Genomic DNA, 14,091 nt, shown 5'->3' on the forward strand with positions numbered 1-14,091 from the left:
AGCAGAAATGATTGGTCCGCCCCACAACATCCGACAAAAAAACGCGGCACGCAAACCAGCTAAGGTTGCGTGCCGCGTCTAATGTGATTAGTGCTGCTTACTGACCTGTAGAAGTTGTGGACAGCTTGGAAGGCAGGAAGACGGAGAAGCCTGCTGATATGTCTAATGAGCCATTACTTTGCTGACGATTAGAATCATAACGGTTATAACCGGCTATTACTTCTAAAGCGGCACCGGGTGTTAAGAAATAATTGTAACCTAGAGCTCCGCCATAAGTGAAATAATGACCATTGTCGCGCTCGATAGTGGGCGACATTACAGAATTTTCTGACTTATAATAGTAGTTGACCCTTGAGACCCCACCACCTAATTGACCGAAAAAACGGTGTGCGTTAGAGCCTACGAAGTAGTAGCGAACATAAGGGACAAGGCCATAGCTTATATTGCGGTTGACAGTTTCTCCAGATCCTCTTTTTTCGTGACTTCGACCATAAATTAACGGTAAGCTACTCCCTATTAATAAATTATCTGCCACAAATATGCCTACTGACGGAGTTAGTGTTGCTCCTATATTAGTTACATCATTAATATCCTGGTAGGTAATATTGCCAATATTTGCGCCTAAGTATTTAGCGCCCTTTTCGGTTTGAGCCATAGCAGATGCAGATAGAGCACAGGCTATCCCTAACAGTAATAACTTTTTCATGTGATAGTAAAGTGGGTGAATTGTTGAACCGGGGCAGCCAACTCAACAATCAGGCCAGGGCTATATACAAAAAGCCGTCAGCACGAGGTGCTGACGGCTTTTATGCGAAGTAGCGTACGAGTTACTACAGATTTTCGCCCTGACGTACCATGCCCACTACGCCTACTTTAACGAGGCGTTGGCAAACGGCCTTAGCTTCTGCTGGCGTAGCAAAGCGCCCTACTACCACACGGTTCAGCGTCTTACCGTCCGGGGTGTTGGTGGCTACGGTTGTAACCAACAGTTTGGGGTCGAGACTTTGGATTCGGTTCATCATAGCCTGTGCGTTGCGGACATCACCAAAGGTGCCGGCCTGTACCACATAAGTAGCGGCAGGTTCGGGAAGAACAGCTATGTCGTCGGCCTCGGTAGCGCCGGTGCGGATGTCGGTGTGGTAGCCTGCTTCGGTTGCAATGGTAGGATCATCGACCAGTAGTGCCAAGTCGGCGGGTGCATCAGTAGGACCTAGGGGCGTGTCGTCGGGGACTATTTCCGCCAGCACCGATACAGCGCCGTGGTCTACTATGCCTAGGGGGCGAGCCGCAATTTCGGAAAGGTCGAGGATGCGCTGGTGCCGAAAGGGGCCCCGGTCGGAAACCCGAACTACCACCGAAGCCTGCGTTTCAGGGTTGGTAACGCGCAGCTTGGTGCCGAAGGGCAGCGTCTTGTGGGCACAAGTAAACTTGTTGCGGTCGAACCGCTCACCGCTGCTCGTGCGCATGCCCTGGTGGTCTCTTCCGTACCAGGAGGCGCGGCCCCGAAGCACTGCTGCACGCCGAGCGGCAAGGGTGGGATTCTTATCATCCTCGAAGCCGGGACGCATAGCATGTGCTTCCGGGGCGGAAAGGGATAGAACTAAAAAGTACAAAACCGCTAGTAAGCTCGAAGCACTCAGTCGTAAGGTCAAATTCATCGATACGCTGTGATGTGAACAAAACAAATCTAGCAGGGTCTTTCAAACTAGCACCATCCGGGATAGTAGAGTAGCCTTGGTGAGCCTATAATAATTGTGCATTTTTAATAAAATTTGCATTTAACTTATTAGATGGAACAACGGCTAATGTGGGTTTGTGTTTACCTAAGCCGTGTTTTGCACTATTGACGGAGACTAGGATTGCTTTCTAAGAAATAAGATTATCTGCCGGTGAAAAAAATTCTGACGGCCAATCAATTTCATGGTTTCAAGCTGTTTGCATAAGTCACGGAATTTTCATAAGGATAGTAGAAGCAGCCTTCGTGAGCCAACAGATGAGCTATCCAAAAACTGTTGGTCCTAGCTCGGCCGTTAGCAGGCAGGGGAGTAGCTTATCAGCTTGTTTGTTTTACTAGGGCACGACGCATCTTAGTGGGCTGTATAAGCCAGCATTCGTATAGCCTTTTGCGCGGCCTTGCTAGCCTGCCAGTTCATTTCGCCGTAATTTGCTGTATGGATTTTGGCCGCCTTTCCGACCTTCGCTACGTAGATTTTCGTCTGCCCTCTGATCATCCCGATACGGCTGGTGTGCTAGCCCGCGCTGCGGCCACGCCCGTTGTGCCCCAAGTGTTTGTTGGCTGCCCCATCTGGACAAACAAGGCATGGCTAGGCTCGTATTTTCCGGCCGGCATCCGCGACGCCGACTATCTGCACCACTACGCCCGGCAATTCAATAGCTTAGAGCTGAATACCACGCATTACCGCATTCCGGATGCGCCCACAGTGCGCAAGTGGCGCGATGCTGTGCCCACTACTTTCCGCTTTTGCCCCAAACTGCCCCAGGTCATTAGCCACGACCGGGCGCTCTACAACGTCGACGACCTAACCATCAGCTTTTGCCGTTCCATTCGCGAGCTACATGAGCGGTTGGGATGGTGCTTCCTGCAACTGCCCCCGACGTTCGGCCCCGAACACCTAAGCCGACTGGAGCGGTACCTACTCGATTTTCCGAGTGACATACCTCTGGCCGTGGAACTGCGCCATCCGGGTTGGTATACCGATAGAGTGGCCTTTGCAGCTGTAGCTGCTATGCTCGAAGCGCTCAACAAAACGTTGGTCTTGTCTGATGTGGCCGGCCGCCGTGATGTGCTGGCGATGCGCCTAACTACTCCCTCCGCTTTCATTCGCTTCAACGGCCACGGCCTTGTCAACTCCGACTATCAGCGGGCTGATATCTGGGCGGCGCGCATAGCTGAGTGGCTGCAACAAGGCTTGCACACGGTATACTTCTTCGTGCACCAGAAGGATATCATGCACACGCCGCTTTGGACGCAGTATTTCTTGGAGAAGCTGCACGCCTTATCAGGTATCACGGTGCCAGCGCCCCGTATCATCCCGCAGCCAGTACAAGGCAGCTTGTTCTAACGCTTTGAAAGCTAGTTCCCCTCTTCAGCTGATGTGGCGTATCTAGCAAGGAGAAGTTAAGGGTGGTTGAAGTGTCAGAACGACCATCTAAGAACGTCATGCTGAGCGCAGCCGAAGCATCTCGCGTGCTGACGTTGTGATACTATTGTCATGCTGAGCGGAGCCGCAGCATCTCGCTCGACTCGTTAAACCGACAAAAGAAATTACCACACTAGCGAGATGCTTCGGCTCCGCTCAGCATGACGTTCAGAGTGAAATGTTCAAGGATTGGCCAACTACTTAGCCTCTCCTTGCTAGATGCGCCACATCAGCTGAGAGGGACTAGTTACTGTCTAGTTTTCTAGCTCGAGGCTATTGGCGAAGTCTCACATATAAGCGTTACCGGCCTAGTGCCAAGCCGATGCGGAAGGAGCCACTGAGCGAGAAATCGTACACTCTAGGGAGTAACCTGGTTGAAAAGCCAAAGTTGAAATCAACGAATCCGTACTGGCCCAAGCGGCGCTGCAGACCATAAAAGGCTGATAAGTCGGCGCGCACGAGGGGTTTGCTGAAGGTGTAGAAATAGTACGTTGATTCGTGGGAGCGGCGGCCAAAGCCATTGCCTATGGCCACAGAGAGGTAGTTAGCAGAAAAGTTGCTGGCATTCTTGCCCTTGCGAATGCGCTGGTTGAGGTTGTAATAGTAGCGTCCGGCCACTTGCGACCGGACGCTGAAGCCGTGGCGAAATGCTAACCCACCAACCCGTCGGTAGCGGGTAAAATCTGGGCTGAGCTCTGCCATTATGGATATATCGTCGCGCAGCTTTCGCTCATAAATCAGGTACACACCGTAGCGGTAATAGCGCCGACCCGTGTCAAAGTTGTTGTCAGTTGCGTAGTTGTTGAGCCCAATTTTCCAAAGGACTTGTTCTTCTATTTGCAGGCGTGTTAGGGAGCTATACGTTTGCGCCAAAGCACTGGTGCGCGACGAATCGGACTCGGTAACGGTTTCCTCGCTGTACCGCACCCGCGTGGTATCGGGTGCGGTTTGGGCAACAACCAGCGGCGACGTGCCTATCAAAACCAACAAGCCAAGCAACAGCGCACGCAGAACAGTAAGGCCAGAAATAGAAGTTTGATGCATAGAGCGCGGCAATAGAGCAAATCAGCGTTGGATGAGGAGCGGTTGGGTCTGGAGCGTAATAGGCGCGTAGGAAGTACTGACGCGAATAAGCGGCAGCTTGGCATCATTGGTGACCTGCAAGGTGTTGCGGCCGGTGAGCGTACGCTTAGGGGTGTAGCTCGCCGGGATGACCAACTTGCCCTGGCTGGTGCCCAAATTGTAATTGTACTGCGACAACTTTGGTACGCCAATCGTCACTTCGGTGCGCGTGGCATCAACAAAGGCGCTTTTCAGCTCGTCGTTGGGCTCGAATACAATGCTGCCGTAGGCGTTGCTGATGGCATAGGTGCCCCCCGCCCCCGTTAGCTGCACCGCCGATTTGTCGGCGTGGCACACAAACGCGCTGTTGAGGTTGGTACCCGTTAGCTCGGTGTAGCGAATGGTAGCTTCCAGGCTGCCCTGCAAGTCTTGCAGCGTAATCTCGCCGAAGTCTTGCACCAGGGTTTGGCGGCCGGTCAGCTCGATTAACTCGGTGCGGCCGTAAGCATTTACTATTTCCAGGGAGTTTCCAGCGGGCATCATCACGATGTACTCGGCGCGCAAGTCGCTGCGGACGGGTGGTGCGCCCACGGGTACGGCAAAGTAGTTGACCAGGTCAATGGTGTTGCCTTTCTTGGCTATCTGATAGCGGACGGCGGGCAATTCTCGTTCGGCAATAGCGCGCTCAGGGTGGCGGGCGCTCAGGCGGAGCACCACTTGCACGCTCGGCTTGTCCCAGCCTTGCACTTTCAAGGTGGCTTTTTCGGCTCGGATGCGGACGAGCGTACCCGTCGGGCAAGGCAAGGTCTGCTCGATGGTGCGCGTGAGTACCTGCACCTTGCGCTGCGCTTGCACACCGCCAGCCAGCCCCAAGCAGAGCAACAGCACCAGCAGGCCCTCGCCCCAGCGGCGCGGCTTTCCTATATGTAAAAGCAAAGCACTCATGAGATGAGGAGTTGAATAAGCTCCCGGGTGACGGCCGCTTTGAGGGTAGTAACCCGCACTTGGTTGCGGACTAGCTCTGGCGTGGTGCCGAACCGCTGCGCGGCTTGTTGCAAGCGTAATTCTTCGGTTTCCAACTCCGTGAGTTGGGTGCGCAGCTCCTTGAACTCGCCCGACTGGCAAACCGTGGGCAACGAGGTGCAGTGCGCATCAATAAAGGCTACCCCTTCGCGGCCCAGCGGATCGACGGCGCTCTGCACGGGCAACGTAGCTACGGGGCTTTCCACAGTCTCTTCGGTGTAGGTAATGGTTTCGTGGGGGACAGAAGCGTCGTAAGAGGAAGTGGGAAATTGCCACCACGCCAGCACCAGCACCAGAATGGCAGCGGCCACGCTGGCTACGAGGCGCAGGCGCTTGGCTGGCCACAGCGGCCGAACTACGCCCGGCGCGGTAGGTGCGGCGGTTAAGGGCGTTGGCTCAGTGTCAAGTTGGTCGAGGCGGCCGGCAATGGCGGCCCATAGGGCATCATCGGGGGCATGCGTGGGCAGCTGGGGTAGGGTACGGTGTATGGCTTCGTCGGCCGCCAATTGGGCTTCGATTCGGGACCAAGTGGCGGGGGCAGGCTCGTGAGTGGGCAATTCGTTCAGCGCCCGCCGCAGGTGTTGGTGCCCTTCTTCGGGCAGGTCGGGGGTCTGGTTCATAGGTACAGGTGATGAAGTTTGATTTTGAGCAGCCGCTTGGCATGAAAGAGCTGCGACTTGGTCGTGCCCTCCGATATGCCAAGCATCTCGGCTACTTCGCGGTGCAAGTAGCCTTCTACCTCGATCAGGCAGAATACGGCGCGGTAGCCGGCCGGTAGCTCGTCAATAGCTTTTTCCAGCGCTTGGCCAGTTAGCTGGTCGTGCCAAGCCACCAGCGGCTCGGGGTGGCGTTCGGGGTCGTACACCTCCATGCGCTGTTCGCGCCGGAGCGTTGCCAAAGCCCGTCGCACCACAATGGTTTTAATCCAGGCGCCTAGCGTAGACTGTTGCCGGAAGCTGGCCAACTGCCGGAACACATCCACAAAGGCATCCTGCAACGCATCCTGTGCCAGATCATGGTCGCCGCCGAGAATGCGCAGCGCACACGAAAACATGGCCGTCTTATAACGCTGATACAACTGATACTGCGCCTGGCGGTCTTGCGCAAGACAGCCAGTCAGCAGTTGTTGTTCGTCAGAAGTATTGAACGCAGGAGGCGAAGTCACGGAGCAGTTATTTGACCTAAAGGGAATCCAAGCCCGGCAAAGGTTGGCGCAAGCAGAAAAAAAGCCGGCGAAGCACAAGGCCTCTGGTTGGAAGACTTTCGAGCCGTCTGCTTGTGCTGTAAGTCAACAGCCATGCCAGCCAAGCGCAACTTGTGCGAATTGCAAGCGAGAAGAGCCGTCCGCAACCAACCAAATCCCGTATCTTGAGCAGTCCCTCCCTTGTATTATTCTATGCGCTTTCGCTTCTCTGCCAGCTTCTTGTTCTCCCTGTTTCTCTTGGGAACTGCTACTGCCCAAAATCCTACCGCCACGCCCGAAACGCACTGCTTGCTAGTAGCCCTCGACCCGGCCCAGCGGGCCCAACAGGCAACACTGGTGGTTGAAGGCGAGGTAACATCTAGCCGCAGCTTCTGGGACAGCAAGCACCAGCGCATCTACACCGCCCATCAATTTCGGGTATTTAGCGCGCTCAAAGGCTCGGCTCCCGCTACCGTAACCGTGCTAACCGAGGGCGGCATCGTGGACCTAACCCGGCAAGACCTTACCAATACGCTCACCCTGCAGCCCGGCCAGCAAGGCGTTCTGTTCCTAACGCCTGCCTCTTTTCCGGGCACCGAAAGCGTGGGCACGGCCTGGTCCGCCTACGGTAGCCAGCAAGGGTTTATCGGCTATGACCTGAGCGACGCCACGGCCGCCGAGCCGTTTCGGGACTACGGCCTCATCACGGAAGAGTTCTACCAGACGCTAACCGATGCTACTGGCCAAGCCCGGCGCGTAGTGCAGCCCAACCCAGCACTAACTACGGCGGTGGCACGCCAATTGGCTCCTCCGGTATTGGCCCGTGGACAGGCGCCGGTTATTGTCTCCTTGAGCCCAACTACCCTACCTGCTGGCACGGGTGCCGAGCTGACCATTACGGGCTCGGGCTTTGGGCCAGCACGTGGCACCGGATTCGTGGAGTTCCGCAACGCCGACAATGGCGGTAGTTCGTACATAAAGCCCCGTGCTACCGACTATGTGAGCTGGTCGGATACTCGTATTCAAGTGCGAGTGCCTTCGGTGAGCCAGACCACTGGGGGCACCCGTAGCCCGGCGGGTAGCGGCACGGTGCGCGTGACCAGCGCCGATCGGCTTGTTACCACTAGCCTAATGGCCATCACCATTCCTTATGCCATCAGCAACGTGCTGGCCGCCAACGATTCCAGCCGGGTAATCCGCCCTAGTCACCTCAACCAAAACGGGCGCGGGGGGTATGCTTTTCGCTTTGAGGCCGGTTTCGGGGCCAACCCCCGCGCTGCAACGGCCTTCCGAAATGCCTTGGCTACGTGGCGCTGCCAGAGCGGCGTAAACTGGGACGTGGATGCTGCTACCCGCACTGACCGGGGCTCCAAAGAAGACAGCGAGAACAGTGTTGGGTTTGATGAGGGAACCGAACTGCCCGTCAATGTGCTCGGCCGCACAACCAGCTATTACCAAGGTTGCTTCCAGCCCGACGGTAGCATTGCTTTTGCCGTGAAAGAAATTGACATGCAATTTGATAGCGGCACCAACTGGCAGTATGGCCCCGCAGTGGCCGGCGTCACGCAGTTGGATTTCGAAACGGTGGTTGTGCACGAGCTAGGGCACGCGCAGCAACTTTCCCACGTGATTTTGCCGCGCCGTGCTGTGATGCACTATGCCGTAGCTCCCGGACAAACCAACCGTACCATCAGCACCGATGATATAACAGGCGGGCGCTTGGTGCTCCAGACCCGTAGCTTCGTGACGCAGAGCTGCGGCCCGTCCCCGATGCTGCCAGCCCCGCTTACCAGCCTCGCGGCTACCACGGGCACCGACGGTATTGCTTTGGCCTGGACCACCCAAGACGAGTGTTTCCTTCAAAACTTTGTTGTTGAGCGCTCCTTGTCGTTTGACACCACTGCTTGGCAAACTCTAGCCACCGTGCCGCGCACCGGCAACACTTACCGCTACGTCGATACCAACCCCCAGTCAGGCTTGCGATACTACCGCTTGCGCCTGCGTCGCCCCAACGGTAGTTTCGATACGGCAGCTCCTCTGGCCGCCTACGGCGACGCAGCTACGGCTGGGCGGCCCCAGCTGTTTCCTAACCCAGCCGGTGCAACCGGTCTCCGCTTGCAGTACCCGGCCACGGCCGCCGGGCGCCTCCGCGTTTCTATTGTCGATGCCATTGGTCGGCAGCACACTCTCATTGGGTTAGATTATCAGTCGGGCCTTAACTTCTTGGCCATACCGACCGAGCTTCTGCGCCCAGGCTGGTACGTGGTTCGTTTGCGCACGCCTGAAGGCAAAGAAGCAAACCTGCCGTTTCTGCGGGCCGAGTAAGCAGTTAGCTAGCGAGGTGGTGAGGCTGTACGCTGGGTAGTGCCCCAACTCACAGCCTTACCACCAAGGCTATGACATTTGGGCCGGCTTGTAGGTGGCTAAGCAGCGGATACAGCTTGCTTTTGCCGTGGGCGTGGTGGGCCACGAATAGCACGCCATCAAAAGCGAAAAGGAAGCTTCCTTGCAGGAGCAAAGAGCGGCCGTAGCCCGTTAGGCGGTCTTGCTGACGTTGGGTCGAGCGGCTGCGGGCGCGTTCTTTCAGGTAGAAACCGGTGGCTACGTAGGCTACGTCGAGGCCAGTGTTGAGGAGGTAGAGGTTTTCGGTGCGTAGCTGGGCTTTAACTGTGCTTGCCCTGTCGGCCGGCGGCGTAGCGTGCCGGGCGGAAAGCAGCGCCGAGCTGGCTAGCGCTAAGTTCACTACGCCCCAGCCTACATTCATCTGGTGGAAGTATTTCTCGGGGCCATCGGTGACAAAAGCCCGGGCCCCGCTTATGCCTACGTTGCCAACAGCCCACGCCCCAAGTACCCGCATGCCCCGTTGGTCGAGGAGAGTACGCTGGGTGTTGTATTCGGGTAGTGCAGCAGGTAACGTCTGCTGCGCCGCTGCGGGCAAGGCCAGAACGGTGAGCAGGAGCAAGCGGAGCAAGAAAGGCATAGCAGTCGGGTAGAAGGGCTATACCCTGAAAGCGCAGCTTCGCCGGGTTTGTTTGCTGTAAGACGCTCTGCTGGCCCCGCTAGATAGCGCCGAGGCTACCGTTCCAGTAACATAGCGCCGTAGGAATAGCCCCCACCAAATACCGTAATAACCACCCGGCTTCCTTCGTGCAGCTGGTTCCAGGTGTCGCCTAGGCCGATGGCGGCGCCGGCGCAACCGGTGTTGCCGAGCTGCTCGATGTTGGATACCGCCCGCTCGTCGGGCATGCCCAACTGCTTGAGCACGTTTTTGGTGATGCGCAGATTAGCTTGGTGCGGAATCAGGAACGCCACATCGTCGACGGTGAGCTGCTGCCGCTCCAGAAGCTGTGCGGTTACGCGGGCCATGTAGGTGCAGGCGTGCGTGAATACGTCGCGGCCATGGGGCATCACAATGCCTTTTTCCACTGGCTTCAACGTCACCGATTCGTCGGCTTTGCCTACTACGGCGGCGCCCCCGGTTACCACTTCCACAACGCGCAGGTCGGTGGGGCTGAGGCGTTCTTTGCTGATAAGTAGCGTAGCGGCCCCGTCGCCCCACAGGTGGCCCGCCATGGTATCTTGCTCGTTGTTGTAAGCCGTATTGTGCTCACTCACCACTACCACTGCCCGCGACGCTTTGCCGAGGGCAAAGTAGCCTTCCACTATTTCAATGGCATTCAGTAGCGACGAGCACGCCGAGGAAATGCTAACTACCGGAATTTCGTTGATGCCTAGTTCGCGCTGCACGGCGTGGGCGAGCGTGTAAATGGTATCGTGCGGCGTGTAGGTGGCCCCCACAATCAGGTCGATGGTGGCTGCGAAGTCGGGTGCTTGCGCCAGGGCCCGGCGAGTGGCCTCGATGGCCATGGTGTTGGTGTTTTCGCCAGGGCCAGCCTTGCGCCGCTCCCGAATGCCGGTGCGCTCAATGATCCACTCAGAGGCAAGACCGTTCAGACGGGTGAAATGCTCGTTGGTTACTACGTAGTCGGGCAGATAGGCTGCCACCTGATGAATATACACGGAGGGAAACGGTCGGGAGTTAGGCAAAAACAGCAGCAAGGTACGAGACTCTATCCGGACTAGTGAACCTCAAACAACGAAGCGGTCCGTACTTTGCATGGCGTTTTTGCGTTCAACGCCGAAATAGGAGGGGAGTTCCTGTACTCTCGTTACAAGATTATGATGTTTCGTTTTTCCTCGTTCCAACAGCGCCTGTTGCTAGTTGCATTGCTCACATTAGGCACTGCTTTTCCATCGTTCGCCCAAAAATATCGTACGGCCGCTGGCTTGCGGTTTAGCTCCGGCCTCTATGGTCTCACGGTGCAGCAAAAGATTTTGCCCAAAACCACCCTCGAAGGACTGTTGCTAGCGGGCACCCGTGAAGTAACGGGCACAGTGCTAGCCGAGCAGCACTTTGGCTTGCTCGGCCCGAGTCTCAACTACTATTTTGGGGCTGGTGGGCACGTCGGCAACAACAAGGATACGGGAGCCTTTGGCGGTATTGATGGCATTGCCGGATTGGAATATAAGATTGCGCTAACCCGTTTTGTTGTTTCCGCCGACTTCAAACCAACTATTGAGTTTGGCTCCGACGATTGGGCGCGTTTTGCTACCGGCATATCCGTGCGGTATATCCTCATCAAAGAGAAAAAGACGGGGATTTTCAACGGATTGTTTGACGGAGACAACGGCAAGAAAAAAGAGAAGCGGAAAACAGGGTCAGGCAAGGGCCGAGGCCTCTTTGACTGGTAGCTTTCGAGATATTTATAAAAAAATTATTTTGTATTTTACTAACACAGCAAGTCTGTAAAGAGACTTCGTTTGCTGTATAAATCCATTGTAAAATTTCAACACGTCATTAATTTATAAAGAGTTGTATATAGTGCTTAGGCATTGGGCTCGATAGTTGTTTTATAACTATTGGGCCTTCTGGTTTTATCTGCATATTGATTTATTATAAATAAGGTAAATATTGTGCAACAAAATGTCGGTTTCTCCAGTTTCTGGGCCTTGTCTGAAGTACCACACCCTTTGTTCACCCATTTATGTCAACACTTTTTACTTCTTATCTAAAACGTTCCAAAATATTATTGCTGTTTATTGGACTGCTAGGAGTATGGCCGAATCTAAAAGCTTTGGCTCAACCAACAGCCTGCACCGGCAATGATCCGGGCGGTAACCCCGCTACCAATGGGTTGTATGCGCAGTATTACCGGGGGTATTTTGCCAACGACCAGACTTACTTTGTAGGTAAGACAGCGGGCATTACCCGCATTGATGCGAACGTGCTCTTCGGTGACACGTCGCCTTTCGGCAACCTGGTACCAACAGCCGATGGCACCGCTGCCAACCCCGACAATTTTAGCTTGCGCCAACGGGGTAGCTTGCGCGTTGCCACCACCGGCGTTTACACCTTCTACCTGACTGCTGACGACGCTGCTTATTTGTGGCTCGACAACGCAGCGCTCAGCAACAATCCGGCCCCTGGCCAAGCCACTATCGACAACGGCGGCGACCACTCGGAGCGTACTATACAAGCATCGGTTTACCTTACGGCTGGTTTGCACAACGTGCTGATTCACTACGGCGACTTTATCAACGAGAATTCGCTGATACTGGAGTATGAAAGCGCCGCGGCGGGAATAGTTCGGCAGGTAGTACCCTCAACGGAATTCTGTACCTCCATTCAGCCAGCTATTGTTCAGCCCTCGGCCCTGACTTACGCGCCAGCTTTCCAAACGGTACTGGTCGGTAACAACGCTACTTCCGCGGTTCCAACGGTTACGAGTGCCAGCACGCCGCAATTTGTTCTGGCCAACACCAGCAGCTTGCCAGCCGGCATTACCATCAATGCGGCTACCGGGCAACTTAGCTCGGATGCTACGGTGCCAGTGGGCGTTTATCGCGTCGAGGTGGCGGTAGTCAACACGCAAGGAGCAGCCACGTTCCGCGATGCCTACATGTTTACGGTAGCTGCCGCGGCCCCAATGAACTGCACGGGCACTCGTCCGGATGGTGGCCCAGCTACTAGCGGCCTCTTTGCCGAGTATTACGCCGGATACTTCAACGACAGTCCTGCCTTCTTTACCGCCAATGCGCCGAAGCTGGTCCGGATAGATACGCAACTGAACTTCAGTGATGATGACCGTTGGGGCAACCTGGCGTTGACGTCCAACGGTTCATTCGACAACCCCGACATGTACAGCGCCCGGTACCGTGGCCGCATTCTTATCCCGACGGCTGGTACCTACACTTTCTATCTGACGGCCGATGACGGGGCCCGCCTCTGGCTCGATACCCCGGCCGTGCAATCCAGTCCCGTCAATGCAGATGCGCTGATCGACAACGGCGGCCAGCACAGTGCCCTCACAACGTCGGCTACAGTTACGCTGACGGCTGGCTACCACGATATTCAGGTACACTACGGCGAAGGAATTGGCAGCAACGTTCTGGTTTTGGAATACGCCAGCACTACCGCCAACATTGCTCGGCAAGTGGTTCCGGCTTCGGCCTTCTGCTCGGCGGTTAGCCCTATACCGCAATCAGTAAAGCCCGGCCAGAAAAATGTGCATTCGCTGTCGGCTGCTCCCAACCCAAACAACGGCACTTTCAAAGTGCACATCACGCAAAGCCAGCCTGATTCCGGTCAGCTCCAGGTGGTGGACGTACTCGGCCGGGTATTGTTTGAAAAGGCAGTGCCAGGCAGCTTAGAGCAGGATGTGCCCGTAGCTATGGAGTATTTGCCCGTGGGCATGTACATGCTGCGCCTGATAACCGCCAATGGTACTGGCACGCAAAAGATGGTTGTCGAGTAAGAAACTGGCTAGATTTTCCTAGCTAAAAAAGAGAGGAGGTTCTGGTAGCGCAAGTTGCGCCGCCAGAACCTCCTCTCTTTTTTAGCTTTATTTCAACTGCTTATTGCTGGCGTACCCGGCCGCTACCGGCGGTGGAACTGCTAACTTTGGCGCCGCCGGTTACATACACGTTGCCAGAGCCGGCAATGCTGGCTTCCAGTGTTTCGGTGGCATTTACGCGGCAATTGCCGGAGCCACTGATGCGCACATTGCACCGCTCGGTGCGCAGCTTGGCGGCTTGCATACCACCCGAGCCACTGATTCTAACGGCTTGGCGCGGTACCGAGCCGCCGTTGATCATGATGTTGCCGGAGCCTGATATAGCGGTTTCCAGCTCGTCGGCCTGCACTTGGCCCAATTCCATGTGCCCGGAGCCACTCACGGTCAAGTTCAGGTCTTTGGCTTTGACGCCTTCCTCCACCTTCATTTTGCCGGAGCCGCTCACCGTTAGGGCACTGATGGAAGGCACCGTTACGTACACCGTTACGGGGCCTTTGAAACGGTAGTTAGACCAGTTCATGCCGCTTTCTTGCTTGGTGCCAATGCGGAGCTTGTCGCCGCTGACGGTGGTTTCGAGATGGGTAAGATCCTCGGCTTCCGCATCTACTACTACCTTCTGAGGGCTACCCTGCACGACTATCACCGTGGACGAACCAGCTAGCGTTACTTGATTGAAATTGGCTACCTGACGCGTTTCGCGGGCCGCCGTGGCCACAAAGCCCGACAGCAACAGCGCGCCGGCAAGAACAGGAGAGAGAAGAGTGCGTAATGTCTTCATGGCAAATAGTTGTTAGAAGTGAGGTATATA

13 protein-coding genes are annotated in these 14,091 nt (G+C 55.8%); 4 read left to right on the top strand and 9 right to left on the bottom strand.

Going from position 1 to position 14,091, the window contains the following annotated elements; translation table 11 throughout:
• Nucleotides 1–97 precede the first annotated feature (97 nt).
• Together P1X16_RS23725 and P1X16_RS23730 are read right to left on the bottom strand one after the other, a co-directional pair.
• Nucleotides 98–706: an outer membrane beta-barrel protein gene (locus P1X16_RS23725; RefSeq protein WP_277234464.1), complete on the bottom strand. Its 609-nt coding sequence runs from the start codon at nt 704–706 to the stop codon at nt 98–100.
• Nucleotides 707–830: 124 nt separating this feature from the next.
• The gene (locus tag P1X16_RS23730) at nt 831–1,568 is read right to left on the bottom strand and encodes a septal ring lytic transglycosylase RlpA family protein (RefSeq protein WP_277234466.1); all 738 of its coding nucleotides are present in this window, start codon (nt 1,566–1,568) and stop codon (nt 831–833) included.
• A 603-nt stretch (nt 1,569–2,171) separates the two neighbouring features.
• On the opposite strand from P1X16_RS23730, the gene P1X16_RS23735 reads away from it, so the two are divergent.
• Entirely contained in the window at nt 2,172–3,083 is a 912-nt protein-coding gene (locus P1X16_RS23735) for a DUF72 domain-containing protein (protein ID WP_277234468.1), read from the top strand.
• A gap of 378 nt (nt 3,084–3,461) precedes the next feature.
• Here the strand turns inward: P1X16_RS23735 and P1X16_RS23740 are convergent, their stop codons facing one another.
• Genes P1X16_RS23740 through P1X16_RS23755 form a run of 4 tightly spaced genes read right to left on the bottom strand, consistent with a single transcriptional unit; the run spans nt 3,462 to nt 6,411 of the window.
• Entirely contained in the window at nt 3,462–4,205 is a 744-nt protein-coding gene (locus P1X16_RS23740; RefSeq protein WP_277234470.1) for a hypothetical protein, read from the bottom strand.
• 21 nt (nt 4,206–4,226) lie between these two features.
• Nucleotides 4,227–5,168 (bottom strand): hypothetical protein, encoded by a 942-nt coding sequence (locus tag P1X16_RS23745; protein WP_277234472.1) that lies wholly within the window; start codon nt 5,166–5,168, stop codon nt 4,227–4,229.
• A complete protein-coding gene (locus P1X16_RS23750) occupies nt 5,165–5,866 on the bottom strand; it encodes a hypothetical protein (RefSeq protein WP_277234474.1) in 702 nt (233 codons plus the stop codon). Before P1X16_RS23750 ends, P1X16_RS23745 begins: the two co-directional genes overlap by 4 nt.
• Nucleotides 5,863–6,411, bottom strand: coding sequence for a sigma-70 family RNA polymerase sigma factor (locus tag P1X16_RS23755; RefSeq protein WP_277234476.1), 549 nt, complete (start codon nt 6,409–6,411; stop codon nt 5,863–5,865). Before P1X16_RS23755 ends, P1X16_RS23750 begins: the two co-directional genes overlap by 4 nt.
• 231 nt (nt 6,412–6,642) lie before the next feature.
• On the opposite strand from P1X16_RS23755, the gene P1X16_RS23760 reads away from it, so the two are divergent.
• Nucleotides 6,643–8,754: an IPT/TIG domain-containing protein gene (locus P1X16_RS23760; RefSeq protein ID WP_277234478.1), complete on the top strand. Its 2,112-nt coding sequence runs from the start codon at nt 6,643–6,645 to the stop codon at nt 8,752–8,754.
• Nucleotides 8,755–8,803: 49 nt separating this feature from the next.
• Here the strand turns inward: P1X16_RS23760 and P1X16_RS23765 are convergent, their stop codons facing one another.
• The gene (locus P1X16_RS23765) at nt 8,804–9,409 is read right to left on the bottom strand and encodes a hypothetical protein (RefSeq protein WP_277234480.1); all 606 of its coding nucleotides are present in this window, start codon (nt 9,407–9,409) and stop codon (nt 8,804–8,806) included.
• 95 nt (nt 9,410–9,504) lie between these two features.
• Entirely contained in the window at nt 9,505–10,449 is a 945-nt protein-coding gene (locus P1X16_RS23770; RefSeq protein ID WP_277234897.1) for a ketoacyl-ACP synthase III, read from the bottom strand.
• Nucleotides 10,450–10,608: 159 nt separating this feature from the next.
• On the opposite strand from P1X16_RS23770, the gene P1X16_RS23775 reads away from it, so the two are divergent.
• Complete coding sequence (locus tag P1X16_RS23775) at nt 10,609–11,181, top strand: hypothetical protein (protein WP_277234482.1); 573 nt, start codon at nt 10,609–10,611, stop codon at nt 11,179–11,181.
• A 383-nt stretch (nt 11,182–11,564) separates the two neighbouring features.
• The gene (locus tag P1X16_RS23780; protein ID WP_277234483.1) at nt 11,565–13,244 is read left to right on the top strand and encodes a PA14 domain-containing protein; all 1,680 of its coding nucleotides are present in this window, start codon (nt 11,565–11,567) and stop codon (nt 13,242–13,244) included.
• Nucleotides 13,245–13,344: 100 nt separating this feature from the next.
• Here the strand turns inward: P1X16_RS23780 and P1X16_RS23785 are convergent, their stop codons facing one another.
• Complete coding sequence (locus P1X16_RS23785) at nt 13,345–14,061, bottom strand: head GIN domain-containing protein (RefSeq protein WP_277234485.1); 717 nt, start codon at nt 14,059–14,061, stop codon at nt 13,345–13,347.
• Between the last annotated feature and the right edge of the window lie 30 nt (nt 14,062–14,091).

The sequence above is a fragment of the Hymenobacter sp. YC55 genome, from assembly GCF_029433095.1.
Lineage (GTDB): Bacteria > Bacteroidota > Bacteroidia > Cytophagales > Hymenobacteraceae > Hymenobacter.